Genomic DNA, 24973 nt, shown 5'->3' on the forward strand with positions numbered 1-24973 from the left:
CTATTAACAATAGCGATCGCCTCCATAATTTTGGGAATACTGAAACTAAGTATCCTAAAGGAGTATTAAAAATGCCAGAAAATCGCATCAGTGCCAACTTAGCCCCAGCAGACAAAGAAGCAGTCATGCAAGCGATCGCTACAATTAAAGAAAAGTTACCATTTTTGGTTGATTTGACCCCTGAAGATCGGCGAACAATGCTAAAGATGGGAGATAAAAGTCGGGCTTTTGTCAGCAAAGCCTTAGAAGTGGCGACACAAAACCCTAACTTTTTGCCTCGTTCTTTTGATTTAGAAGAGATGCGCCGGGATTTAGGGATATTTGAGGACTTGTATCCGGTGCTTTTGTCTCTAACGCAACTGCAAGAACTGGTAGATGATACCTGTATAGCTGCTGCTAGCGAAGCCTATGCCGCAGCATTAGCAATTTATAGCTATGCCAAAGCTAGCGGTGATGTCGCAGGTTTAGATGGAGTAATTGATGAGATGGGACGCAGGTTTAACCGCCGTTCCAAGAAAAAGCAACCCGAAGTCCCAGTTAGCTAAATTCTGAAATAGGCAATTACAGCAGTTATCAATTTGGTAAAATACATATTTTTTGTAGGGGCATAACATTGTTATGCCCCTTTCGCGTCTTGAATCCAAAAATTTTTAAAACCCACGCAGGCAAGTTTTGTCTGTATAGCCGCAATTTGTATAGCATATCTCGTTTATCTAAAATAGACTTTGACCTCTCTCCAAACCTCTCCCCTTGTAGGGGAGAGGCTTTAAATCTTACTCCCCTTCCCTTGTAGGGAAGGGGCTGGGGGTTAGGTCTATATTAGACTCCACGGAGAAGCGCTAAGTCGCCAAAGCATTTTTGAGCCTCAGAAGGTCAACATCGAGCCTCAGAAGGTCAACACCGAGCCTCAGAAGGTCAACACTGAGCCTCAGAAGGTCAACACTGAGCCTCAGAAGGTCAACATCGAGCCTCAGAAGGTCAACACCGAGCCTCAGAAGGTCAACACCGAGCCTCAGAAGGTCAACATCGAGCCTCAGAAGGTCAACATCGAGCCTCAGAAGGTCAACATCGAGCCTCAGAAGGTCAACTTTGAGCCTCAGAAGGTCAACATCGAGCCTCAGAAGGTCAACTTTGAGCCTCAGAAGGTCAACATCGAGCCTCAGAAGGTCAACCTCGAGCTTAAATCAAGGTTACACGTAAAAATTACCCCTGCTCATTTGATGATGATCTGACTATTTTCGCGTTACTTACTCTTGACTTCAATAGATGCCATCATACCCTTGTCTTCGTGTTCCAAGATATGGCAGTGGTAAACAAAAGTACCTGCAATACTTGCACCATTCTGAACGCCTCGGAAATCCATTCGCAGTTTCACACTGGGAAACGGGGTGTTTGGCTTACCGTTCCAGATAGGTACATTGATTGTGTCGCGCATCATCCCAATCTCACTTGCATCGGAACTGTTCAAGACGAGGAAGTGGACTTGGTGGATATGGAAAGTATGGATTACCAAACTTCGGTTTTCCACGATCCAATCCTCAGTCGTTCCCTCCTGAACCGTGATATCGGGAGTTTTGAAGTTTGGATCGTAAACTTTAGGCTTATTTGGCTCTACTGTGATGTAATACTGCTCTGGTAGTACACCAGCAGCTGTTTGAGAGAAGTAGAGCTTGCGCTGCTTTACAGACTGGTTCTGATTTACTCCAGAAAAGCGATCGCCCGATACCTTGCTTAAGTCAACGCTTAACTCAGGATTTGAGGCTGAAGCAGATGATGCCGCTTGCATTTGAATTCTAGCTATCGTTCGTTGTGGGTTATTATAATTTTGCGCCCCTGTGTTATATTTCAGCGTCAAAAACTTGGCATCCTTCACCGACGCTTGCGGACCATTGATTATGAACTCTGCCCTTCCGCCTGGGGGTAGCAAAATGTGGTAGACAGATTTAGTCTGGTTCTGCAACTGACTATCAGCATTGATCGGAACACCATCCATCCCTACTAATTCAAGCGGTTGAGCAATGCTATTGTATTGGAGTTGCAAGTCAAAGAAGGTATCCGCCGCCGTATTAGCCACACGCCAAAACTGTTTTTGATTGGGTTTCATTTGAATGATCGCTGGCGGATCATAAATACCCCCACCTTTATACCTAATTGGAACTGAGTTGATGGAAATATCCCTGACTGGTTGCTGAAAGTCAAAATATTTTAATAGCTGCGTATCACGTAACACAAACACCCGTTCTGGAAGTTGAGCAGCTTGCTTGTTATACTTCCCGATGCCTTCAAAAATAATCGCACCTGTTAATCCACTCAGCACTTGAGCTTGGCTCTGCATATGGACGTGTGGGTGATACCAATATAGTCCCGGTGGCTCTCCCTGTGGAATACTGACATTGTACTGGAAAGTCTGTTTCGGCTCAACCACCGTCCGCACAACTTCGTCCTGATGGCATTTTGAAGATATACTCAAGCCATGAAAATGCAGGTTGGTTGAATTTGGGGGTGCCATTCCTCCAGGATATTGGCGCTGACAGTTTTGGTCTTGTGTTCCTTTTGCTTGACCTGGTAATTGGTTAGTCAATCTCAGTACTAAGTTTGCCTTACCTGGACTCAGCCTAAGCGTTGGTGCTTGCAAGTTACCATTGGCAACATAGCAGTTTTGCTTAGGGGAAATGTTGACAACCGTAAAATTTGCCGGATTGGTGGCATTAGGATTGCGGATTTCTGGTGGGTTTTTGACAATGCTTCCCGCAGGTGGTTGAGCGCAAACAGAAGATATGGATGGGGTTTGTGCCCTGACTTGCAACGCATATATCACAACAATAAGAGCAAAAAAAATACTGCTAGCAATCTTTAAGAGTTGCCGCAGTTGTCTTTGCTTCAATACCCCTGGAAGTGCTGCAAGCTTTAACACTATTCGTCTAATAATTCTGCTCATGAATGGTTTGGTTTTTCCCTCAAAGAAGTTAAGTAGCACTTGCCATGTATATTTTCCAGGTATGCAATAAACAGCTAAATAAGTGGGCGAGAAAATTCGCAAGTATATAACGAAATCTAAATTCGGCAGATACCTTACAAATTAGTTATTTCACCGTTCTTACAAAACTAAATGCATATTTGTTTTATCGTGCCTACGTACTTATTTAGATTGAAATAAGCTAAAAAAGATTTCCTATTGGTGTAGATTACAGACAAAATTAATCTATTAAAATATGGTTTATAGATGCAAGCTATTTACTATAACTTTATGGAAACTTCAAATGTGAGTGGAAAATATAGACATAAAACAACATCTGTGACACTCATTAATTACCGCTTCGTTTGGATAGCAAAAAGACGCAAAAAGGTATTAAGAGGAAACTTTGGATCACAAGCTACATTGCGATCGCTCAACTCAACTGGATTAAAATATAAAGCGATCGCCTTTACAACTGTGCGCTTCTCATGAGAGGGTGTAGGCGATCGCTCAATGCAATTCTGTATAAATATAGCGCTTAGAGCTTGCGTCAAATACAAGCGATGCCTGGGTTGGGCTACACCTACGTAATAGTGTGCCGCTACCGTGTATAGGACACCTAAGGGGGAAAATTCAAAGTCCCTCTGCTTTTAGGCTACGGTGTACACACAAGTCAAAAAAAGCTCGATTGACCATTATCTCGTTCCCATGCAAAGCTAGGAATGGCTGATTAGGGGCTGCTGCTTCCAGTCAAAATTGAGTCGGAGCCTCAATGAATGCGTTCCCAGGCTCCGCCTGGGAACGAGTCAAGCCTCATCAAGCTAGTTTTTTAGGACTTGTGTGTACACCGTAGCCTTTTAGGAGAGAGGTTTTCCAGATATCGTGAAAAGTCAGGTCTAAATCCACTCAAATCCCTGTGGAGCTAAAAATTCTTTAGCTGGTTCCAAAATATCTTTGCTTAAAATCAGGGTGACTTTTGGGGAACTAAGATATAAACGAAAACGCTTAATAATAAATAGTTGGTTAGCAGGTTCAATTTTTTTAATAGCACTCCAAGGAATCAACAAAGGCGAAAGTCCTAAGCTAAACAAGGGGAAAATACTCAGATAAATCCCTTGAGGAGTTATACCAACATTTAAAGTTCCTTTGTAGTACACCAAACCCACAGAACCGCTTTGCATTCGGGAGAAGTTTTGTGGCGGCGCTTCTTTGGTGCGGTAGAGTTTAGCAAGGCGATTCCAGTCATGACGGAATAGAAAAATCATGACTATGGTGACAAGTGGAAAAAAAACAATGTATATCCACTGAGGGGTATGTGGCATTTCTTTTTAAGTAATTGATGATTGACGCTTCAACTGTAAGCGATGTCTAACGACAAGCCTCTGTGCGTCTAAGTACTCACCAATCAACCACGTTCCCTTGAATCTTGACAAATTATGGGAGCATCTCGGTTAAAAATTGCTCAATAGAAACCCTATTAACTCAAAAAACTGGCTTGAATTCAAGCCAGTTTTTTGAAGCTATTGCAACTTCTAGCAATAGCTTAATGCCGAGTATTAACGGAACACACTTGAGAAGATATTATTGAACTTTCTGATTAAAATGTCAAGATTTCACTACTTATTTCCGTAAAATTTACCATTAGATATCGCTACTTCCCTTAAATTTTCAGGCTGTGCTGATAAACTCTTGTCACCAAAATGCTGATTCATCAGCGCGGGGACAAGTGAGGCTTGAATTCGGCTATGGCGGGTTTTATCTGGCATTACTAAGTTAGGCCCAGCTTTACAGTTCTTCATACAACCAGTGCCCTTGATTGTAACTTGGTCTTCTAAACCGCGATCGCTTAAAGCCGCCTCCAACGCCTGACAAACTGCTTTACCACCGCGTTTGATGCAATCAGACTTTTGACACACCAAAATCGTGGCTTTAGTTTGAACTGGTTTTACCTTGACATTATCAATAGATGGGGGTTCTTCTACCAGAGTCGTCGTGTGAACTCTCTCCATCTCAGAACGCGCCGCCATTACACGTTCAGCTTTCAGTATAACTTTGTCTTTTTTTATATCGTATTCTTTATAACCAACAACTTGTAGCCAAGTACCTGGTGGTAGGCGCAAATCACAAGCAGCCCGTAAATGTTTAGCTAGTTTAATGTAAGACTCACCCTCATGAGTCGCCAATAGTAAGCCTTTAAGCTTATAGCCATCTTTAATAACAAACTCTATAAACCTGCCTTCAAGGCAAAATTCTGATACTTCCAGACTCTGAGATGCACGCATTTTTTTGACCTCCTTTTAACGAATACAAGCTATCAAGTGAGAATTCTCAGCAGCAGCCACAGATTAGAACTGTTGGTAACGACTATACCAGCAGCACTCAAGAGTCCAAATCTGGTCTTGACGGGAGGCTGTAAATCGCCGATTCACACTCCAAAGTTGAATAGCTGTCAGAGGAGAGCCAATTTCAACTTTCAATGGCTGGTTAGCCGCACAACTACAGGGAATGTCTAACTCCTTTAGGCGTTGATAGACTTGCCATCTGTCTGCCCAACTCACCTCTACAAGGTGCTTTATTTCTATTTCTGAACTAGATGATTTCAAGAGAATTGCCCTCAAAGTGCAACAAACTTGCAGTAACTGCAACGATTTAACTTCCTGCTTTTTGAAAGTTTTAAGAGTTTAGCCTCTTAATACCAGCATACATTAAGTGCAAATAATTGTCATTAATTTTGGAAAAAGAAAATTATTGCCGCGATCGCATATTGAGTACGAGATGACCCAGACAAGGGGTACAAGGGAGAAAACAGAGTAGAATTTTCTCCCTTGTACCCACTGACATTGGAACTATGCACACTTAAACTTTTATGTCAAGAATAATGATAGATATATGCAACTTACTCAGCGTATCATCATCCAGCAAACAATAAATTTGAGAATTTTGGTCAGCAAAAATACAAAATATTGTGATGGCGAATCGGCTTGCTCTTAATTATTAAAATGTTAATATGTAAAGAATAAGCAGTTAAAATCTATAACTGCTAAAGAACGAGGAGAACAATGTCTGAAACGCAAACTTTGTTACGGAATTTTGGTCATGTATATGACAATCCCGTGTTGCTGGATCACAGCGTAACTGCTCCAGTTACAGAAGGATTTAACGTTGTATTAGCTAGTTTCCAGGCACTATACTTACAATACCAAAAGCATCATTTTGTAGTTGAAGGCTCAGAATTTTACTCTCTGCATGAGTTTTTTAACGAAAGCTACGACCAAGTACAAGACCACGTTCATGAAATTGGAGAACGCTTGGATGGACTAGGTGGTGTGCCAGTAGCAACCTTCAGCAAACTAGCAGAATTAACCTGTTTTGAGCAAGAATCTGAAGGCGTATATTCCTCTCGCCAAATGGTAGAAAATGACCTAGCCGCAGAACAAGCAATTATTGGCGTAATTCGCCGCCAAGCTGCTCAGGCAGAGAGTTTGGGGGATCGGGGCACACGCTATCTCTACGAAAAGATTTTGTTGAAAACCGAGGAACGTGCTTATCATTTGTCTCACTTCCTCGCCAAAGACAGCTTAACATTAGCGTTTGTCCAAGCTGCTCAAAGCTAAAACTCTCATAATCTAGATTTGTCTACCTAGACTGAAAGCGAAACTTGGCAGCACTAACTCTTAAAATATTATAAAAAATGGCAGAGAATGGCATCCCTATTTCTCTGCCATTTTTAATCTAAGTAAACATATTTGTATAATATTTAATATTAAAAATATTTAGCAATTAGCTAGTTCATAAATATTTATAATTAAGAAATTTATTTATGCTGAATAATCAGATAAATATATGCCAAAATAAATCACCATCTGTCATCAGCTTAAATAATAAAGATTCGCAAAAGCTTTAGAAATTTGAGCATCACAATTAAATAAAATTAGAAATACAAAATATTCGTTGGGCATTGGGCATTGGGCATGGGGCATTGGTTATTGGTTATTTTCTTTGTCTCCCTCGCTCCCACCCTGCGGGAAGCTAAAGCTACATCTCCCCCATTACCCCTTATCCCCACCTTCCCACTCCCTCTCTGTCATCAAACTTAGAAAACTTAATAATAAAAAGCCCGACAGGGGGTAAAGACCCTTAAAATAATCAGGATTTGTATTATCGTACTCCAACGCAACTACTATGCCCCGCCGTGACGACCTTCGGAAGATTCTCCTGTTAGGCTCTGGTCCAATTGTGATTGGACAAGCCTGTGAGTTTGACTACTCTGGCACTCAAGCCTGCAAAGCGCTGCGAGAAGAAGGCTATGAGGTGGTTTTGGTCAACTCCAACCCTGCAACGATTATGACCGACCCGGAAACAGCCGATCGCACTTACATTGAGCCGTTGACACCGGAATTGGTCGAAAAAGTCATCGAGAAAGAACGCCCTGATGCTCTCCTACCGACGATGGGAGGACAAACCGCCCTCAACCTCGCCGTTGCTTTAGCCAAAAATGGGGTGTTGGAAAAGTACGGTGTTGAGTTAATCGGCGCTAAACTACCAGCGATCGAAAAAGCCGAAGATCGGAAACTTTTTGGACAGGCAATGGCAAGAATCGGCATAGCTGTGTGTCCTAGCGACACAGCCGAATCTTTGGAAGAAGCCAAAGCTGTTGCCCGCCAAATTGGTACTTATCCCCTAATTATTCGTCCAGCTTTCACAATGGGCGGAAGTGGCGGCGGTATTGCTTACAACAAAGAAGAATTTGAAGAAATGGCACAGGTTGGTATAGATGCCAGCCCGGTTTCGCAAATTCTTATTGACCAGTCTTTACTCGGCTGGAAAGAATACGAACTCGAAGTGATGCGTGACTTGGCAGATAACGTGGTGATTATCTGCTCCATCGAAAACCTTGACCCTATGGGCATCCACACCGGGGACTCGATTACCGTCGCTCCCGCGCAAACCCTCACTGATAAAGAATATCAAAGGCTGCGGGATATGGCAATTAAAATCATCCGCGAGATCGGTGTAGAAACTGGCGGTTCTAATATCCAGTTTGCTGTCAATCCGGTTAATGGGGATGTAGTTGTAATTGAGATGAACCCCCGCGTTTCCCGCAGTTCAGCTTTATCTTCCAAAGCCACGGGTTTTCCGATCGCTAAAATTGCCGCTAAATTGGCTGTAGGCTACACCCTGGATGAAATTCAAAATGACATCACCAAGAAAACTCCCGCGTCCTTTGAGCCGACAATTGACTATGTGGTGACAAAAATTCCCCGCTTCGCCTTTGAAAAGTTCCCCGGTTCAGAACCAGTGCTAACAACCCAAATGAAGTCAGTCGGGGAAGCAATGGCAATTGGGCGGACGTTCAACGAATCCTTCCAAAAGGCACTGCGATCGCTCGAAACAGGACGCGCTGGCTGGGGTTGCGACAAAGCCGAGAAATTACCCAGTGGTGAACAAATTCGCGCCCAACTGCGGACACCTAACCCTGATCGCATTTTCGCCGTGCGTCATGCCTTGCAGCAAGGGATGACCATTGAGGAAATCTACGAACTTACTGGTATTGACCGATGGTTCTTAGATAAATTGCATCAACTGCTAGATGTTGAGAAATTCCTGAAGCGGACACCTTTACAGCAATTGACAAAAGAGCAACTTTATGAGGTGAAACGGGACGGATATAGCGATCGCCAGATTGCCTATGCCACTAAAACCACCGAAGATGAAGTTCGCACCTACCGCAAGTCACTAGGAATCATCCCAGTTTATAAAACCGTAGATACCTGCGCTGCTGAGTTTGAAGCGTTTACTCCCTATTACTATTCTACCTACGAAGAAGAAACAGAGGTTTTACCAACAACCAAGCCAAAAGTGTTGATTTTGGGTGGTGGCCCCAACCGGATTGGCCAGGGAATTGAGTTTGATTATTGTTGTTGTCACGCCGCCTATGCCTTGAAAGATGCGGGGTATGAGACAATTATGGTCAATTCCAACCCGGAGACAGTTTCGACAGACTACGATACCAGCGATCGCCTTTACTTTGAGCCTTTAACAAAAGAAGATGTCCTTAACATCATCGAAACTGAAAATCCAGTCGGGGTGATCATCCAATTTGGCGGACAAACACCGCTAAAGTTGGCTATTCCTTTACAAGAATTTCTCAACAATGACACATCAGGACTGCTCACTAAAATTTGGGGTACATCGCCAGATTCCATCGACATGGCAGAAAACCGGGAGCGGTTTGAAAAGATTCTCCAAAAGTTGAATATTGCCCAACCGCCCAATGGTATTGCTCGGACTTACGAAGATGCGCTGATTGTCGCCAAACGCATTGGCTATCCGGTGGTGGTGCGTCCCAGCTATGTGTTGGGGGGACGGGCGATGGAAATCGTTTATTCCGATACTGAGTTGGAACGCTACATGACCTTTGCGGTGCTAGTGGAACCAGAACATCCGATTTTGATTGATAAGTTTTTGGAAAACGCCATTGAAGTCGATGTAGATGCGATCGCCGATCATACAGGACGGGTGGTAATTGGTGGCATCATGGAACACATCGAACAAGCCGGGATTCACTCAGGAGATTCCGCTTGTTCTTTACCTTCTATTTCCCTATCACCAGCAGTTCTCAATCAAATTCGCACTTGGACGGTGCAGCTAGCACAAGCGCTGTCAGTTGTGGGATTGATGAATATTCAATTTGCCGTTGTGGGTGCAAGCAGCTATTCTCCGCAAGTTTACATTCTGGAAGCCAACCCCCGCGCCTCCCGCACAGTCCCATTTGTATCTAAGGCAACGGGGGTACAGTTGGCAAAACTAGCATCCTTAATTATGTCAGGCAAAACCTTAGAGGAGTTACATTTTACCGAGGAAGTTATCCCCACACATATTGCTGTAAAAGAAGCTGTATTACCCTTTAATAAGTTCCCAGGAACTGATACAATATTAGGCCCAGAAATGCGATCCACTGGTGAGGTGATGGGGATTGACAGCGACTTTGGCCGGGCCTTTGCCAAAGCGGAATTGGGTGCTGGAGAGCGTTTACCACTGACGGGAACCGTATTTGTATCAATGAGCGATCGCGATAAAGCTGCTGCGGGTGCTGTGGTGAAGGAATTTATCGATTTGGGCTTTAAAGTGATGGCTACACTTGGTACACGGCGAGTTCTTCTCGAACACGGGTTAGATATTGAGTTGGTGTTGAAACTCCATGAAGGTCGTCCCCACGTCCTCGATGCAATCAAAAACCAAAAAATCCAACTTATTATCAACACACCTTCAGGGGAAGAAGCCCAGACTGATGCTAGGTTAATCCGTCGCACAGCCTTAGCTTACAAAATTCCGATTATTACTACGATCGCCGGCGCAAAAGCTACCGTCGCCGCCATCCGTTCCTTACAAACTACGACTTTGGACGTAAAAACCATCCAAGATTACTGCGCGATCGTCAGGGAGTAAGGAGTAGGGAGTGCTAAGGAACGTGGATTAAATAAAATGCAAAACTTCATCCTGTCTCTAGCTTCCCTCTCCTTTTTCTAGCTTCCCTCTCCAATATATCGGAGAGGGATTGAGGGTGAGGTAAACCAGGGACATAAATTGTATGTTATTTAGTTCTTATTCCTAAGTAGCGAATCTCACTTCTTTACTCAGAATTGGGGACTCGGAACTGAATTATCCCCAATCCCCATTCGCAAGAAAAATTAAACAATTGTTATAAGAGAATGACTATAGTTCTCATTGAGATACTTTAGCAAATATGAGGAAAATTATTTGAACCAGATAATTTCTTAAATTCACTTCTAGTCAGCCTTGAGAAAAAGGGCGACATTGCATGAACTGGAACAGCCAGGGAATTTAATGTCGCCATCTAGCCAAAACATTCTCATAAATGTTACAATTATTAATAAGGTTCCAATAGAAAAATGTTTAAGAAGCTACCTTTTATCTAACTGTAGATACTTGTGAAAACTAGGAAATAACTGTAATTTTTAGCAGTTAGTAGCCCAAATTTGATTATTATGAGCAGCCGACGAGTTGATCGGGCGCGTAAATTGCAAACCATAGCATGGGTTCCCAGTCTGACTGGGTAGCACCCTAACAAAGCATCTATCCGTTAATGACCCTACCGCCAAACCCATCATTACTAAAGAGTAGCGCCATGAAGACCGCTCAGACAGCCACAGACCTCGTGCGGACTTACCTGCGTGAGATTGGCCGTGTGCCACTCTTAACCCACGAGGAAGAGATTTTCTATGGTAAACAGGTGCAACGTTCCTGCGCTTTGCATCAATCAAGCGAATATCTTGCCACCCAGTTAGGTCGTCAACCGACTCTAGAAGAGTGGTCCAAAGCGACAAAGCTAGAACCAGCAGAGTTGAACGAAGCGATCGCTGATGGTGAAATTGCCAAGCGCAAGATGGTAGAAGCCAATTTGCGGTTGGTAGTGTCCGTTGCCAAAAAGTACATAAAGCGCAACGTCGATTTACTGGACTTGATCCAAGAAGGTAGTATTGGTATGCAACGGGGCGTAGAAAAGTTTGACCCCACCAAAGGCTACAGGTTTTCTACCTATGCCTATTGGTGGATTCGCCAAGCGATCACTCGTGCTATAGCCGAAAAAGCTCGTACCATTCGGCTACCGATCCACATAACCGAAAAATTAAATAAGATTAAAAAGGCACAGCGCCAATTGTCTCAAAAGTTGGGACGCGCTCCCACAGCAGGTGAGCTAGCTCAAGAATTAGAATTGACCCCCAAACAAGTACGAGAGTATCTAGAAAAAGCGCGTTTGCCCCTTTCCTTGGATTTGCGGCTGGGTGATAATTACGACACCGAACTTGGAGAAATGCTAGAAGATCCAGGTGCATCTCCAGAAGAGTTTGTCATGCAATCTTCTCTATCTTATGACTTAGATCGCCTGATGGGGGATCTCACGCCACAACAGAGGGAAGTGATCACACTGCGCTTTGGCTTAACTGATGGGCAAGCGCTGACTCTGGCTAGAATTGGTGAAATACTGAACATCAGCCGGGAACGAGTCCGCCAAATTGAGCGGGAAGCCTTAACCAAACTTCGCAAGTCTAAGGCCAGCATGGATGAATATTTGGCAAGTTAAGGGAGAGTTAGGAGTAGAGACGCGAGGAACATCGCGTCTCTACATGAGTTAGGAGTGAGGAGTGAGGAGTTAGGAGTTTTTAATTAACTTCTCACTCCTCACTTTATATATTTGGGGTGAGAAAATACGCTGACTTTGGTACGGTTACACCTACTTCCACTAGAGAGCTAGATTGTTACATTAGTTGACAGGAAGACCAAATAGCTAGCTAAGTCAAATCCAAAACAGGTATTTAATATTCAAATCATAAGCACGTCAGCCAGCAATGGTAGTTAAGGAGCTAAAAAATGAATAACCCATCCAATCGTGTCTCAGAATTTTTTAATAGTGAATCAGAAACTAGCGATTTACTATGGCAGTACGTTAAATCATTGAGTCCAGAGACAGTTACCCAGCTATCTAAACCTACATCTGCCGAAGTCTTTCAGGTGATGGAACGTAATATTACGGGACTGTTGGGAAATCTACCTTCAGAACACTTTGGTGTTACTGTAACCACAAATCGGGAAAATCTAGGTCGGCTTCTCGCCTCTGCGATGATTAGTGGTTATTTCTTGCGTAACGCTGAACAGAGAATGAGTTTTGAAGTCGCCATACAAGGAACTGAAACCAACAACAGCGATGTTGACTTAGAAATATAAAACTTGGGAAATTTAATATTGTTGGACTGATAGCTAGTCGCGTCGTTTCTCTAGGAATTCAAAATTAACAATCCCCATAAATAAATTTAGGGGCTGTTTTTGAATTTGGCTATCTGTCAACTCCTGTAATTTGATGATTAGTTCAACTAGAGGCGTGTTTCTAAATGATTAATACACATTTGTGGATCAGCTAACAGAGGTAGACTACCTTTGCAATAAATCTAAACTCGGCAGAGTTAAAACCAGTCTGCCGAGTTTTGTTATTAGTCAAAAGTCAGGAATTCTTTACCTACTCCCGATTTCCTTTATTAACAATGAATGAAACCAGTTCTTTCCCACCTCATAAAATCATTGGTGTTGCAGTAATTTGGAATGACCAAAAGCAAATTTTAATCGATCGCCGTCGGAAAGAAGGAGCGATGGGTGGTTTGTGGGAATTTCCTGGTGGTAAAATTGAGCCTGGTGAAACTATCAGCGAGTGTATTCAACGGGAAATTTCCGAAGAACTCGGAATAGTAATTGAAGTGGGAGAGCATCTGATTACTATTGACCACACTTATAGAGACTTGCGCGTTACCCTCACAGTACATCACTGTCGTCATCTTACAGGTGTTCCCCAACCTTTAGAATCCGATGAAATTCGCTGGGTAACTTTGGAAGAACTGGAGCAGTTTACTTTTCCAAAAGCAAATACTCAAATTATTGCTGCCTTAAAAGGGAGTAGGGAGTAGGGAGTGGGGAGTGGGGGATAAGGGAGATGAGGAAGAATAACTAATGCCCAATGCCCAATGCCCAATGCCCAATACCGTAACAATCTATTAATTGCATCAGGTTGAGTCCCGCAATTTCCTACAATAGGCGCAGGGACTTTGATTTAAGGTGTCAGTAAATAAATGCCTAAAACCGTTACCGATGTAATGAGCCGCGATCCTATTGTCGTCCGGGCGGAAACTCCACTGAAGGAAGCTATCCAAATTCTCGCAGAACGCCACATCAGCGGACTACCTGTTGTGGATGATGTCGGTAAATTGGTGGGCATTATCTCAGAAACCGATTTGATGTGGCAAGAAACTGGTGTTACTCCACCTGCGTACATTATGTTTCTTGATAGCGTTATCTATTTAAAAAATCCTGCTACTTATGATCGTGACTTGCATAAGGCACTAGGGCAAACCGTTGGAGAGGTGATGAGTAAAAACCCGATCAGTATTTCTCCTGATAAAACTTTAAGGGAAGCAGCTACAATCATGCACGATCGCAGCGTTCACCGCTTGCCAGTACTTGACAGCACCGGTCAAGTAATTGGTATCCTGACTCGTGGTGATATTATTCGCGCAATGGCAGCAAGTCAAGATTAGTCAGTTGTCATTAGTCATTAGTCAAGAGTTTTTTGACCCTTGATTGTTGACTAATGACTATTTTTTTACACCTTTGAAAATCAAGGATAACTAAATGAGTATTACTCCGGAGTCTGTTAAGCAATTGCTCAGTTCTGAGGATTTAGGCGATCGCTTACGTGCAGTCAATCAAATCCGCCAACTTGAACCTGCAATTGGCTTTGAATTAATTCAAAGTGCTATTGGCGATCGCAATTCCCGTGTCCGTTACTCGGCGGTGAGTCAAATGGATACACTGGGAACCCAGGATTTACAGTTATCCTTGGATATCTTGCGCGATCGCTTGCTTCATGACTCCGAAGTAGATGTACAAGCAGCAGCAGCAGACTGTTTGGGCGCTCTGAAGTTACATGAAGCTTTTGAAGATTTGCAACAACTTTATCATACAACCGGTGAATGGCTAATACAATTCAGTATCATTGCGACATTAGGGGAGTTAGGCGATCCACGAGCTTTTGAACTACTCAAAGAGGCACTCTCTTCAGAAAACGAATTAGTCCAAACTGCTGCGATTAGTTCTTTGGGTGACTTGGGAGATGTACAAGCGGTTCCCTTATTGGCTCCCTATGCTACCAATCCAGATTGGCAAATTCGTTACAGACTTGTACAAGCCTTGGCTCGTTTGGGTAATCCAGAAGCCAAATCTATATTAGAAACTCTGGCTAATGATGAAGTAGATGCGATCGCAACTGAAGCCAAAAATTCTTTGCAGTCAGTTTAACTCTATCTCAGGTTAAGAAAATTCACCCTTAAATAGATTTGTCTGACTGGAGAAAAAAATTCGACCTAGTTGGTAAATTTTGCATTCCAGCCAGGTCGAATAGATAACTTAAAGTTACTTTTAGTTGCTAAAAGTAACTTTTTTATATTTAGGATAAGTCTATTGAGCAAAACTCTTACGACGGCGAGACATAACCATTACTGCACCTACTGCACCCAAGCCTAGTAATGCAGCTGGTTCAGGAACGCTAGTAAAGTACAAACCAGAATAAGTTGCGGTGACTCCTGTATTCAAATCGGCTGTAACATCAGCGAGTGTACCTTTTGCTTGTAAGGTAAAAATTCCTTGCCCCTGAGATATATCGCCGAGCATGCTCTTAAAGAATCCGTCAGTTATGACGTTTATAGAAACGAGGTTTGGAGTGACTTGTGTCAATGTGTATGTGGCAGAAGTCACTGCAAAAGTATTCAAGTTATCAGCAATCGTAGCAGCATTAGTACCTAAATCAAGAAATGGGTTAGTTGCTGATGTAGGAGCAAAACTGAGAATGTTGCCTATTGTACCTTGAGTAAAAGCCGTGAAACTACCAGTACTCGAACTAGTATCAATAGCAAATGTATTTGGAGTATTGAAGGTAAGAGAATTTGTTTTTAAAGTAGCATTATTACTACCACCTCCAAAAGACAAATCACCTACAAGCGCAGCAGCTTGAGCAGACCCAGTAGAGGTAAATAATCCAGCAGCAGCTAAGGGAAGTGCAGCAGTAATGGCTAAAGTTGCATTTAGTAATGTAGATTTAAAACTAACCATTGGCGTTTGAGGCTCCTAGTAATAATCTTAAATTAGAGCAGTTGCTTTACTTTTAATCTCAGTCTTTTCTATAAATTACTGAGATTGAAAGGGAAACTTGCGTGATGTATTTCTTATCTCCATGAAATCACATAGACTTAGAGCCTGCAAGATTTACTGAGTGGTCTTCATCACATCTTTAATGCATTACTATCCTTCATGAAATTTTAATTCCTTATATATCTGCGCTTCGTATATCTTTAATTTCATACCAAGTTACCAAAGTTAGTCTTGTTTGGAATAAAGTCCGCTACTGGACTGACTTTTGAGCAAATAATACTATCTATCACAACTTGGTATCATAGGGTTTAATTTGTTGGCAATAGCTCTAATTTTAAGAAAGCTAATTTACGTATACTTTATATAAGTGATATTTTTAATACTTAAACTTACTCAACCATATTTTAGATAAATGGAGTATGCAGTGTATCTATAATCTCTCCAGTTACTAATATTTACTGAAAAGGTTCCTCTCGTAGAAAAAATGGGAGGAACCGCTATATTTGTTTATTATGGATAGCCTTTGTGATCAAATTGAATGTTTGTCATAGCTAGCTAACTGCTAGCTATTACCTCTATTCTCAAATCTGTGAGATTTTTCAAATGTTAAGAGGCAAATACCTGTGGCCAAGTTGTAACAATAAAAACTACAACTGCGGCGATCGCTAACAAGCCTTGAATCAAATTTCCAACCAAAGATCCGACTACAATTCCTATACCCGCCTTAACCGCCAACCCGAATTCACGTCGGTAAATATACTCACCAATAATTGCTCCTAAAAGCGGCCCTAGTAAAATTCCTAACAGTGGACCCCCAAAAGGTAAGGTTGGCAATAATCCCAAAAATCCCACTACTAAACCGACAATTGCGCCAATTTGCCCCCACTTGCTAGCTCCAGCTTGTCTTGCTCCCACATAGCTAGCTAAAAAATCGACTCCGACACTGAGCAGTAAAACTATAATTGTCACAATTAGGGGAATCTTGATAGCTGCAAAAGAACTACTAACGATTCCCCAGGCGATAATTGCAATTAAAATTAAGCTGCTACCAGGAATGGCTGGCACTACGGCACCGATAACACCCACAACCATTACGGCAAGTAATAGCCAATAAATAATTTGCATAGATAAAATTGTAAATATCTAAATTTCCGAGTATGGTAGCACAGATGTCATTAGTGTTAACGTGAACTACCCACACTGTACCGTCAGGTCAGTGTGAGCTTCCAATTTCACGGAAGATTGCCGCATCTTAGGTTTGCGCCCTCGAATTGGTCTTACATCCTCTCCATTGGCGTTAGCCTCCCCCGTCCCAGAGGAGGACAGCATTCTGATACCTTCTGCTCTAATATTTATTGCGCCGTTACCATCTCTATCATGATGTGTACCGCAACTTGGGCAAGCCCAAGTCCTTACATCTAGCGATCGCAATACATCCGTGAGATGTTGTAATTGTCGATACACTAGACTCAACACTATTGCTGCCATGACTGGTAAGATCATTACTCGTGAACACAAGCTCCGTTCTTTGTCTTTTACCCCTTTGAGGTTAGTAAATGTATTTATGCTGATTAGTTCAAACAGGCGTGATTCTATCTCTTTCCTGGCTGGGACCGGTACGCTGACTCGATAGCGAAAATCTGGATTACCTTGTTTTTTCCGTGGTTTACTCATGGCTTTTTCAACACCCTTGTGTTGACTTGTACCATTGATTTGTCCACTCTTGACAGCCATCCATTTTTCTTAACTTGACACCAATGGCAACATGAGCGCCCTGAATATAGGACGGGTGAGGACACCCATCCCACAAGAAAATTTGGGATGTTTTTTTATTTGTCAGTCCTTTAAGGAGGGTTAGGACTGCCTCGTAGTGAATCCTGCTATAAAACTTCCATCGTGAGGAAGATTTACCAATATATGGTAATCTATCTCAACAGCAGCTTTCTTTTTAACTATTTTTGTATTGAAATTAATATTCAGCTAGCATGATACAGGTAATTTTATGACCTCTGCTGAATTTAGATCGCCAGGGCAGTTGAAAGAAGAATTCCAGATTGAGGGAATTACAGAACCAAGTATACTGCGTTATTTTGAAACCTTAAATGCCGGAGAATTTGAGGCAATTGCTGCCTTGTTTGCAGTAGATGGTGTGATGCGTCCACCATTTGAATTTGATATTGTGGGGACAGATGCGATCGCAGCCTACTTAAAACAAGAAGGTGAAAACATTAAAGCTTACCCCAACACCGGAATAGCCGAGACTTTAGAAAACGGTGATATCCAAGTCCAGGTAACAGGCAAAGCCCAAACTTCCTGGTGTAGTGTAAATGTCTTGTGGGTATTTATTCTCAACCAACAACGGCAATTTTCCTATACTAGAATCAAACTTTTAGCTTCTCCCCAAGAGTTACTTTCTTTACAGCGTGAAAAGTAGCAAATAAATATAATGGCTTTATTCTGACTCCTGAGTTCTGAATTGTTCAATAAAATTTGAAAAATAGGAACTTTTGTCTATTTGACTAATTCGGGTAAAGTAGCTTCTAACTTGAGACAGTTGGCACCATTAATTTGCAACTGATACTCGACCTTATCCATAAGACGATTCATAATCATCCAACCATAACCACCTTCTTGTTTTTCCATAGGGTCTGGAGCGTAGTAGCTAGACATATCAAAGCCTTCGCCATAATCCCAAACTTCTAGGGAAAGCTCCCGACCTTTGAGTTCCAAACGCAGTAAAATCGGTAAATTTGGTTTCTCCTTGTGAGCATGACGGACTGCATTTGAGTAGGCTTCTACCAAAGCTAGTCTCAAACGACTTGATTGCCGTGACCAATCTACAGAGTCTCCTAACTGGATTTTCAAACATCCGAGCAACCAGTTTTCGACAATATTAAGAAAATTCAAATCACTTGGTACATGAAGCTCACTTTTCATGACTTACAAAATCTCCAGTGAAAGTATAGTTTGATCATCTTCTTGAACCTGGTTATCTGCCTGGATGCGAGCTAGTAAATGCTTAAGAGAAAGCGGTTGTTCCTCTTGTTGTAAGAGTTGCCAAAGACCATCTTGATTCAGCATAGAACGGTTAACTGACTCAACGTCAGACTCGGTTTTTACTACTGAATAAAAATTAGTTGATACCATTGCTTCTGTAATTCCATCGCTGGCTAATAACAATGTGTCTCCAGCAGCGAGAACCAAACGACCAGACTGTGCCTGCCACTTAGGCAAGATCCCCAAAGGAATGCTGCGGACTTTGAGGTAATTGGGATTGTCGGCTAAAGTGCCTTGGCGTGACCATAATAGTGGATAGATATGACCAGCATTAGTGTAGACGAGTTCCTTAGTGGTAGGGGTATAACAGACTAACACCAGGGTGATAAAATAATTGTTGCTAATCAAGTCTTCACTGAGAGCATGGTTGAGGTTCTGCATGACCACATTTGGCTCGGCTGGTGCTTCTTGAGATAATTCCCGACGCAAAACTGAAATAATACTAGCCATAAATAAAGCCGCCGGGACGCCCTTGCCAGAAACGTCACCCACTGCTAGCCACAAGTCGCCTTTGGGATGAACAAAAACTTCAAAAAAATCGCCCCCTACTTCCCGCGCTGGGTAACAGCAGGCTTGCACTTTCACACCTTTGATGTCAGGTAAACTTTGGCGTAGCAAGTTGTATTGAATTTGGCGAGCCACTTCCAACTCATTGTGAATCTGCTGTTGCTTTTCTTGGAGGCGCTGGTAAAATTTTGCTTGAGAGAGGGCTAAGGCTGCTTGTTCAGCAACATCTACAATCAGTTGGATGTCTTCGTCTTTCCAGGGGCGATCGCGTCCCCATTGGTGGAGGGCTAGCACAGCCAAGAGATGCTGCTGGTAGCTAAGTGGTACAACCAGGTGGTGAGAAGGATTACCGTTATATACATCTTCAGCAAGTTGATAATGACGGGTTTCCAGCACCTTTTCAATTAAAAGACTGGGATCGAAGAAGAAATCTGATATATCGAATTCCGGATCAGTGTAAAAAAACTGGTCTTGTGTGAGGCGATCGTCCTCCACTGGTCTGAGCAAGCAACTAGTAGCTTCAAATGTTTGTCCAATAGTTGCTACAATCTTTTGCAGCATACTGTCATAGTCTAAAGATTCCCGAATTGCTGTTGTTACCGCATTAAACAAAGATTCTCGCCGTAGGGACCGACGTAATTCTTGCGTGCGCTTCTTAACTAGGCGATATGTATCACTAGCTTGCTCAACTAATCCTCTTAGCCGATCCGGATTCCAGGGTTTGGTAATGTACTTGAATACCTGACCGGAGTTAATCGCATCCACCAAATCTTCGACATCAGTAAAACCAGTTAACAAAATCCGAATCGTGTCTGGAAAGCGCTCTACAGTACGACTCAAAAATTCAGTGCCATTCATTTCTGGCATTCTTTGGTCAGAAATAATCACCGCCATTTCGCCAAATTTCTCCAAGATTTCCAGAGCAGCAAAGGCATGATTGGCTTTATATACTTGAAAATCTCGTCTAAAAGTGCGGTAGAGTAGATCTAAGTTATCTGGCTCATCATCTACCACCATGAGCTTAAGTTTGTCCAACCCGATCTCAGACATATTTAACTTCAGTTTTCACATATTTGAATGGCGAGATAGCATAATGTTTATCCCACCTGATAAATAACAGAAAATCAGAGAAGCCATTCACTTTGAAAATATAACTTTCTCAAAGTCGTGAGTTTCTCTTGTTCATCCTCAATAATTGCTCCACGCCAAAATTAACTTTATCCAACTAACCCAGAACGCAAGGCGCGGACTGCTGCTTGGGTACGGTCATCGGCACATAGCTTATTCAAAATATTGCGAACGTGAGTTTTAACAGTCCCAACAGTGATGTAAAGTCTTTCCGCAATTAGTGCATTGCTACAACCTTCGACAATCAACTGTAACACTTCTAATTCCCTTTCTGTCAGGGTGTAAGGTTGAATTCCTTCCAGATTCTCGACAGAATCAGGGTTAGAGGCAATAGTCTTGATATCGACAAAAGCCGATTCCAACTTTTGGGGATTTTGTTGCGCTTGTTGTAATACAATCCGAGCGATCGCCGGATCGATCCAGGCGTTGCCATTGTAAGTTACTCGCACTGCTTCCAGCAAATTATCGAATTTGATATCCTTCATACAGTAAGAGTCTGCCCCAGCAGCAAAAGCTGCCAACACCGCTTCTTTGTTATCCCGCAGCGTCAAAATTAACACCTTTGTGACTAGCTGCTGCCCATTAGTAGTAGATTTTACCTCCCGTGTCAGTTCAATGCCATCCTTATCTGGTAAACCAATATCTACAATCGCAATATCTGGTTGTAGCATTTTTAACATTTTTAGTCCCTCAGCAGCATTACCAGCTTCACCTACAACTTCAATTTCATCCTTTTGCTGTAGTGCTGTCCGAATACCCACACGAGTTAGGTCATGATCTTCAATCAGAGCGATACGAATTTTACTCATAGCCAACTTCAGCCCGTTACACTACCTTAACTATAAAGTCGAGTTTCGTGACATACTCACACACTAACCGCAAGTAGTATAGTATTTGTTAATCAACAGCATTGAATAAGCTAATAATTGCTCAATGAATGCTCGTCTTGATTTAACTTAATTTGTGCTAAATTCGACCGAATAACAACGGTTTTACCGTCACCGTCAGAGGATACACCCGTAAGCATTCACTGGCGTTTGATAAACTTAACATTGAAAAATCTGGTGTGATGGTTAATCAAGAATAGGCTATGTCTAACGGCAATCAAGTATTTTCAGTGTTGGGAATACCAGTTCATGTGATGGCTAACTATCCAGGCTGGTTGTTAGAATGCCTGGACGCAGGCAAAGGAACTCATGTAGTAACCCTGAATGCAGAAATGACTATGCAGGCAGAGCGAAATCAATTCTTAGCTCAGGTGATTAAAAATGCTGAACTAGTGATTCCAGATGGAGCCGGGGTTGTTTTGTATTTGCGGTGGCTGTTATGGCAAAAAGTCCAGCGTTTTCCGGGGATTGAATTAGCAGAAAAACTTTTGCAAGAACTTGGGCAACAGAAGACAGGGGCAAAGGTATTTTTTTATGGAGGAGCGCCTGGAGTGGCGTCAATTGCGGCAGATTTTTGGCAACAGCAAATTCCAGATTTGAATATAGTAGGCACTCACTCAGGCTACCATTCGCCAGAAGAAGAAGCACAATTGCGACAAACTCTTGCTCAATTGCAGCCACAAGTGATTTTTGTCGGTTTGGGAGTGCCACGTCAAGAGTTATGGATTGCTGAAAACCGCCATTTGTGTCCTCAAGCAATTTGGATTGGCGTTGGTGGAAGTTTTGATATTTGGTCGGGAACTAAAACTCGCGCTCCCGCCTGGTTGGGAAATAATAATTTGGAATGGTTGTATCGGCTTTATCAAGAACCTTGGCGTTGGCGGCGAATGTTGGCTTTGCCAGCGTTTGCAGTGAAAGCATTTGTTTATCGTTTGACAGCAAGAGGTGCAATTAGTTAAGAGTTATGAGTTATGAGTTAAGAGTTATGAGTTAAGAGTCTTATTAGTTGGTTTTGTCTCGTTCCCAGTCTCTGACTGGGAATGCATAATTGAGGCGGAGCCTCAAGACTAGCGGCAGAGCCGCAATGAGGTGCATTTCTAGCCTCTGGCTAGAAATGAGGTTTGAAAACGGTTTTGGCTGTGCCCCTACCAACGTATTTGTATCATTATTAAAGTGAAACGGTATTAGTTAGTACTGAAGTCTTCAAAAAATTTGAAATTTTCTTTGTTGCATTTTAAATTCCCAGGCGAAACCTGGGAATCCTTATTTGTGAGACGAATATCACATCTAAGTCGGCAAACTTTTTGGTTGTGGGTATGAGGAAAATTTAACAATGCCAGTATTAAAGACTCAAGTTAAGACAGACAAATCAGTTCATAGAAAGGATGGTGAAACTCAACAGCACGGTAGTAATACTACTGCAAAGGTGCAGTTGCAATCTGTAACCAAGACCTATACTAACGGCACTCATGCCTTGTTGAATGCCAACCTTGAGGTAAAAAAGGGAGAATTTCTGTTTATCACAGGGCCAAGCGGTTCTGGTAAATCAACGCTCTTGAAACTGCTGTATGGACAAGAGTTGGCTACACAGGGAGAAGTAATTGTTGATGGATGTAATGTAGCGGGTTTACGGGGCGATCGCTTATCATTATTGCGGCGACGGATTGGCATTGTGTTTCAAGACTACAAACTGATTAGCCAACGAACAGTAGCAGAAAATGTGACTTTTGTGCTGCAAGCTCAAGGCTATACCCGTAAAGAAATTCAACGACGCCTACAACCAACGTTGAAGCTGGTGGGTTTGCTGAATAAAGCTGACTGCTTTCCAGATCAACTGTCTGGGGGAGAGCAACAGCGTGTGAGTATTGCCCGTGCGATCGTTGGTACACCACCCCTACTGTTGGCGGATGAGCCTACTGGAAATCTCGATCCAGATAATTCCTGGCAAGTGATCAAGATTCTCCAGAAGTTAAATTCCTTTGGAGCTACGGTAATTGTTACCACTCACGATGAACAATTGGTGCGGCGATGCAATCATCGGGTAGTGCAAGTTCGCAATGGACGGCTGTCTTGAAAATAAGCATTGGTCATTTGTCATTCCCTCGTTAAGAGTCTCCGACTGGGAATGCCGTTCTAGAGGCTCCGCCTCCCTTGCTGGCGGCAGAGCCGCCAGCAAGGGAGGCGCATTTCCAGCCTCTGGCTGGAAACGAGGTTTTAAAAGGGTTTGCGCTTAAGTTGACACCAATGCCCCTGACTTCCCCCATGATAGTAGTTCCTTGGTGACTAACGCTAACCTATTTTGTCTTGTTTCTCTGAGTATAAATTATTTCAACAACAACATAGAAAGCAAATTCGAGTGATTCTGACCACACCTGGTTTTCCTAATTATTTCAGAAATGATTTTTTTCTGTAGATAAGTAACTGTGATCGCTCCTACAGTTACCACTGAAAAGGCAATCAGAAAGTGACTAGCAAATTTTGGTAAATATACTACCAGGGTTTGCCAATAATAAACAAAGAATATATGCCACATATATATCCATAAAGAGGATGAACTGATAAAAATAATTCCCCTGATCAAGACATGATTATTATTAGATAAATTATACTTGGAACAAATTATATCTACTGCACAAAAAGCAAACAAAGACATAAAAATACCATAAGAAACAAAGTACATTGTGGGTGGATATTTAAAATCTGCGGTAGATGCAAAATGTCCGAGAGTCCGGTAATAGAAACCTGTTAATAATAAGAAGATAGTTAAAAAAATTCCAGAAATAAATAATATTTTTTTGAAGCTAAGTTGGAGTAACACTATGCCCAAGCCAAATAAACATCCATAGGGAATAAGATAAAATAAGTAATCATTAATTAATTGTATAATGATTTGATTGTGTAAGTGAAAATGACCAATTTTAAGAAATAATATTTCGTATCCCAGATATATTAAAAATAGCAAAGCTAAAAATTTATTTTCCGACTTACATAATTTGTATAACTTCAATAAAGGATTCGCAAAAATAGCAACGAGAGTAAATACACGAATAATCCAGACATATCCAATCCCTTTTAAGAAGAGAAATGTTTCAATTATTTCTGAAGACGAAAATGGATAAGGTTTAGCCAGCAAAAAAAATATCAGATTAGCCGAAATGAAGAAAAAAGTCAAAAATAACCATACCGGGGCAATCAGACGAGGCAATCTTTTTTGCAAATAATTCCAAAAAGATATATTTTTATTGTTAGCTGAATAGTAATATAATCTTCCTGATGCAATAACCATCAGAGGTACATCAAAACGTCTGATGTCAAATAAAATATTATTTTCAGGTCCTACATGGGCAAAAATAATACAAACCAGCGCGATGGTTTTTAAGATATCAAATCTAATATCTCGCTGTTTGTCTAGAGTTTTTTCTATCCTATTTATCATTGGTTACACAAAAGTAATTTAATGTTGATGGCTTTTGAATAATTATGGGAAGTTGCTTCGCAAAAATTATGGAGATTTTGCCAGTCAATAAAAAATAATATTATTATCTAATATGGGAAAATTTTGTAGAAATTGGGGCGTTCTATCCTTGATTTTTAAGTAATATCATGTCCGCTTGATTACTTGTTAAACCCTAAGAGGGTGTTTGAAAAGTTTTGATGGGTAAAATTTTATGCTAATCGTCTTACCATGATCCGGATCATGGCAAGGTAGATAAACATCTCCGAT

Annotated in this window: 23 protein-coding genes and 1 pseudogene; 12 read left to right on the top strand and 12 right to left on the bottom strand. The window is 41.9% G+C overall.

Going from position 1 to position 24973, the window contains the following annotated elements:
* The first annotated feature begins 71 nt into the window (after window positions 1–71).
* Window positions 72–545, top strand: coding sequence for a hypothetical protein (locus V7K31_RS16010; protein WP_335095291.1), 474 nt, complete (start codon window positions 72–74; stop codon window positions 543–545).
* A gap of 698 nt (window positions 546–1243) precedes the next feature.
* On the opposite strand, the gene V7K31_RS16015 is transcribed toward V7K31_RS16010, so the two are convergent.
* Window positions 1244–2938: a multicopper oxidase family protein gene (locus V7K31_RS16015; RefSeq protein ID WP_335095292.1), complete on the bottom strand. Its 1695-nt coding sequence runs from the start codon at window positions 2936–2938 to the stop codon at window positions 1244–1246.
* Between the two features lie 285 nt (window positions 2939–3223).
* On the opposite strand from V7K31_RS16015, the gene V7K31_RS16020 reads away from it, so the two are divergent.
* On the top strand, window positions 3224–3448 hold the full coding sequence (locus V7K31_RS16020) for a hypothetical protein (RefSeq protein ID WP_335095293.1): 225 nt from the start codon (window positions 3224–3226) through the stop codon (window positions 3446–3448).
* A 404-nt stretch (window positions 3449–3852) separates the two neighbouring features.
* On the opposite strand, the gene V7K31_RS16025 is transcribed toward V7K31_RS16020, so the two are convergent.
* The 3 genes from V7K31_RS16025 to V7K31_RS16035 form a co-directional block, all read right to left on the bottom strand.
* Window positions 3853–4221 carry a hypothetical protein gene (locus V7K31_RS16025; protein WP_335095294.1) on the bottom strand — a complete coding sequence of 123 codons (369 nt, stop codon included), beginning with the start codon at window positions 4219–4221 and terminating at the stop codon, window positions 3853–3855.
* A 351-nt stretch (window positions 4222–4572) separates the two neighbouring features.
* Window positions 4573–5238 carry a (2Fe-2S) ferredoxin domain-containing protein gene (locus tag V7K31_RS16030; protein WP_335095295.1) on the bottom strand — a complete coding sequence of 222 codons (666 nt, stop codon included), beginning with the start codon at window positions 5236–5238 and terminating at the stop codon, window positions 4573–4575.
* A gap of 63 nt (window positions 5239–5301) precedes the next feature.
* Complete coding sequence (locus V7K31_RS16035) at window positions 5302–5559, bottom strand: Asr1405/Asl0597 family protein (protein WP_335095296.1); 258 nt, start codon at window positions 5557–5559, stop codon at window positions 5302–5304.
* Window positions 5560–6015: 456 nt separating this feature from the next.
* On the opposite strand from V7K31_RS16035, the gene V7K31_RS16040 reads away from it, so the two are divergent.
* The gene (locus V7K31_RS16040; RefSeq protein ID WP_292766430.1) at window positions 6016–6570 is read left to right on the top strand and encodes a Dps family protein; all 555 of its coding nucleotides are present in this window, start codon (window positions 6016–6018) and stop codon (window positions 6568–6570) included.
* Window positions 6571–6887: 317 nt separating this feature from the next.
* Here the strand turns inward: V7K31_RS16040 and V7K31_RS16045 are convergent, their stop codons facing one another.
* Window positions 6888–7022, bottom strand: coding sequence for a hypothetical protein (locus tag V7K31_RS16045; protein WP_335095297.1), 135 nt, complete (start codon window positions 7020–7022; stop codon window positions 6888–6890).
* Between the two features lie 116 nt (window positions 7023–7138).
* On the opposite strand from V7K31_RS16045, the gene carB reads away from it, so the two are divergent.
* The 6 genes from carB to nblB all read left to right on the top strand — a co-directional run bounded on the left by carB (window position 7139) and on the right by nblB (window position 14821).
* Window positions 7139–10405 (top strand): carbamoyl-phosphate synthase large subunit, encoded by a 3267-nt coding sequence (carB, locus tag V7K31_RS16050; RefSeq protein ID WP_335095298.1) that lies wholly within the window; start codon window positions 7139–7141, stop codon window positions 10403–10405.
* Between the two features lie 700 nt (window positions 10406–11105).
* Window positions 11106–12062 carry an RNA polymerase sigma factor, RpoD/SigA family gene (locus tag V7K31_RS16055; RefSeq protein ID WP_335095299.1) on the top strand — a complete coding sequence of 319 codons (957 nt, stop codon included), beginning with the start codon at window positions 11106–11108 and terminating at the stop codon, window positions 12060–12062.
* Between the two features lie 287 nt (window positions 12063–12349).
* Window positions 12350–12703 (top strand): DUF760 domain-containing protein, encoded by a 354-nt coding sequence (locus tag V7K31_RS16060; protein ID WP_334831605.1) that lies wholly within the window; start codon window positions 12350–12352, stop codon window positions 12701–12703.
* Between the two features lie 314 nt (window positions 12704–13017).
* Window positions 13018–13434, top strand: coding sequence for an 8-oxo-dGTP diphosphatase MutT (mutT, locus tag V7K31_RS16065; protein ID WP_335095300.1), 417 nt, complete (start codon window positions 13018–13020; stop codon window positions 13432–13434).
* Between the two features lie 162 nt (window positions 13435–13596).
* Entirely contained in the window at window positions 13597–14061 is a 465-nt protein-coding gene (locus V7K31_RS16070) for a CBS domain-containing protein (protein ID WP_335095301.1), read from the top strand.
* A gap of 94 nt (window positions 14062–14155) precedes the next feature.
* Window positions 14156–14821 carry a phycobilisome degradation protein NblB gene (nblB, locus tag V7K31_RS16075; RefSeq protein ID WP_335095302.1) on the top strand — a complete coding sequence of 222 codons (666 nt, stop codon included), beginning with the start codon at window positions 14156–14158 and terminating at the stop codon, window positions 14819–14821.
* 159 nt (window positions 14822–14980) lie between these two features.
* Here nblB and V7K31_RS16080 read toward each other — a convergent pair whose 3' ends face one another.
* The 3 genes and pseudogenes from V7K31_RS16080 to V7K31_RS16090 all read right to left on the bottom strand — a co-directional run.
* A complete protein-coding gene (locus V7K31_RS16080) occupies window positions 14981–15631 on the bottom strand; it encodes a PEP-CTERM sorting domain-containing protein (protein ID WP_335095303.1) in 651 nt (216 codons plus the stop codon).
* 645 nt (window positions 15632–16276) lie between these two features.
* Window positions 16277–16795 carry a DUF456 domain-containing protein gene (locus V7K31_RS16085; protein WP_334831595.1) on the bottom strand — a complete coding sequence of 173 codons (519 nt, stop codon included), beginning with the start codon at window positions 16793–16795 and terminating at the stop codon, window positions 16277–16279.
* 66 nt (window positions 16796–16861) lie between these two features.
* Window positions 16862–17092, bottom strand: a pseudogene (locus V7K31_RS16090) (zinc ribbon domain-containing protein); the annotation flags it as partial.
* 580 nt (window positions 17093–17672) lie between these two features.
* Here V7K31_RS16090 and V7K31_RS16095 point away from each other — a divergent pair.
* Entirely contained in the window at window positions 17673–18104 is a 432-nt protein-coding gene (locus tag V7K31_RS16095; RefSeq protein ID WP_335095304.1) for a ketosteroid isomerase family protein, read from the top strand.
* 77 nt (window positions 18105–18181) lie between these two features.
* On the opposite strand, the gene V7K31_RS16100 is transcribed toward V7K31_RS16095, so the two are convergent.
* From V7K31_RS16100 to V7K31_RS16110, 3 genes are all read right to left on the bottom strand, one after another.
* The gene (locus V7K31_RS16100; protein WP_334826800.1) at window positions 18182–18607 is read right to left on the bottom strand and encodes an ATP-binding protein; all 426 of its coding nucleotides are present in this window, start codon (window positions 18605–18607) and stop codon (window positions 18182–18184) included.
* Between the two features lie 3 nt (window positions 18608–18610).
* Window positions 18611–20284, bottom strand: coding sequence for a SpoIIE family protein phosphatase (locus V7K31_RS16105; RefSeq protein ID WP_335095305.1), 1674 nt, complete (start codon window positions 20282–20284; stop codon window positions 18611–18613).
* Between the two features lie 167 nt (window positions 20285–20451).
* On the bottom strand, window positions 20452–21171 hold the full coding sequence (locus V7K31_RS16110; protein ID WP_335095306.1) for a response regulator transcription factor: 720 nt from the start codon (window positions 21169–21171) through the stop codon (window positions 20452–20454).
* 281 nt (window positions 21172–21452) lie between these two features.
* On the opposite strand from V7K31_RS16110, the gene V7K31_RS16115 reads away from it, so the two are divergent.
* Both V7K31_RS16115 and ftsE read left to right on the top strand, forming a co-directional pair.
* The gene (locus tag V7K31_RS16115) at window positions 21453–22208 is read left to right on the top strand and encodes a WecB/TagA/CpsF family glycosyltransferase (RefSeq protein WP_335095307.1); all 756 of its coding nucleotides are present in this window, start codon (window positions 21453–21455) and stop codon (window positions 22206–22208) included.
* A 374-nt stretch (window positions 22209–22582) separates the two neighbouring features.
* Window positions 22583–23323, top strand: coding sequence for a cell division ATP-binding protein FtsE (ftsE, locus tag V7K31_RS16120; RefSeq protein ID WP_335095308.1), 741 nt, complete (start codon window positions 22583–22585; stop codon window positions 23321–23323).
* A gap of 249 nt (window positions 23324–23572) precedes the next feature.
* Here the strand turns inward: ftsE and V7K31_RS16125 are convergent, their stop codons facing one another.
* Entirely contained in the window at window positions 23573–24685 is a 1113-nt protein-coding gene (locus V7K31_RS16125) for an acyltransferase (protein ID WP_335095309.1), read from the bottom strand.
* Between the last annotated feature and the right edge of the window lie 288 nt (window positions 24686–24973).

This window comes from Nostoc sp., from assembly GCF_036917675.1.
In the GTDB taxonomy this organism is placed as follows: Bacteria; Cyanobacteriota; Cyanobacteriia; order Cyanobacteriales; family Nostocaceae; genus Nostoc.

Excerpts from the sequence above, each read along its gene's own strand:
- V7K31_RS16095 (WP_335095304.1), top strand. The coding sequence starts at position 17,673 with ATGACCTCTGCTGAATTTAGATCGCCAGGGCAGTTGAAAGAAGAATTC.
- V7K31_RS16015 (WP_335095292.1), bottom strand. The coding sequence starts at position 2,938 with ATGAGCAGAATTATTAGACGAATAGTGTTAAAGCTTGCAGCACTTCCA.
- V7K31_RS16125 (WP_335095309.1), bottom strand. The coding sequence starts at position 24,685 with ATGATAAATAGGATAGAAAAAACTCTAGACAAACAGCGAGATATTAGA.
- V7K31_RS16030 (WP_335095295.1), bottom strand. The coding sequence starts at position 5,238 with ATGCGTGCATCTCAGAGTCTGGAAGTATCAGAATTTTGCCTTGAAGGC.
- mutT (WP_335095300.1), top strand. The coding sequence starts at position 13,018 with ATGAATGAAACCAGTTCTTTCCCACCTCATAAAATCATTGGTGTTGCA.
- V7K31_RS16070 (WP_335095301.1), top strand. The coding sequence starts at position 13,597 with ATGCCTAAAACCGTTACCGATGTAATGAGCCGCGATCCTATTGTCGTC.
- V7K31_RS16100 (WP_334826800.1), bottom strand. The coding sequence starts at position 18,607 with ATGAAAAGTGAGCTTCATGTACCAAGTGATTTGAATTTTCTTAATATT.
- V7K31_RS16040 (WP_292766430.1), top strand. The coding sequence starts at position 6,016 with ATGTCTGAAACGCAAACTTTGTTACGGAATTTTGGTCATGTATATGAC.
- V7K31_RS16010 (WP_335095291.1), top strand. The coding sequence starts at position 72 with ATGCCAGAAAATCGCATCAGTGCCAACTTAGCCCCAGCAGACAAAGAA.
- V7K31_RS16020 (WP_335095293.1), top strand. The coding sequence starts at position 3,224 with ATGCAAGCTATTTACTATAACTTTATGGAAACTTCAAATGTGAGTGGA.
- V7K31_RS16105 (WP_335095305.1), bottom strand. The coding sequence starts at position 20,284 with ATGTCTGAGATCGGGTTGGACAAACTTAAGCTCATGGTGGTAGATGAT.
- V7K31_RS16060 (WP_334831605.1), top strand. The coding sequence starts at position 12,350 with ATGAATAACCCATCCAATCGTGTCTCAGAATTTTTTAATAGTGAATCA.
- ftsE (WP_335095308.1), top strand. The coding sequence starts at position 22,583 with ATGCCAGTATTAAAGACTCAAGTTAAGACAGACAAATCAGTTCATAGA.
- nblB (WP_335095302.1), top strand. The coding sequence starts at position 14,156 with ATGAGTATTACTCCGGAGTCTGTTAAGCAATTGCTCAGTTCTGAGGAT.
- V7K31_RS16025 (WP_335095294.1), bottom strand. The coding sequence starts at position 4,221 with ATGATTTTTCTATTCCGTCATGACTGGAATCGCCTTGCTAAACTCTAC.
- V7K31_RS16115 (WP_335095307.1), top strand. The coding sequence starts at position 21,453 with ATGTCTAACGGCAATCAAGTATTTTCAGTGTTGGGAATACCAGTTCAT.
- carB (WP_335095298.1), top strand. The coding sequence starts at position 7,139 with ATGCCCCGCCGTGACGACCTTCGGAAGATTCTCCTGTTAGGCTCTGGT.
- V7K31_RS16080 (WP_335095303.1), bottom strand. The coding sequence starts at position 15,631 with ATGGTTAGTTTTAAATCTACATTACTAAATGCAACTTTAGCCATTACT.
- V7K31_RS16055 (WP_335095299.1), top strand. The coding sequence starts at position 11,106 with ATGAAGACCGCTCAGACAGCCACAGACCTCGTGCGGACTTACCTGCGT.
- V7K31_RS16085 (WP_334831595.1), bottom strand. The coding sequence starts at position 16,795 with ATGCAAATTATTTATTGGCTATTACTTGCCGTAATGGTTGTGGGTGTT.
- V7K31_RS16110 (WP_335095306.1), bottom strand. The coding sequence starts at position 21,171 with ATGAGTAAAATTCGTATCGCTCTGATTGAAGATCATGACCTAACTCGT.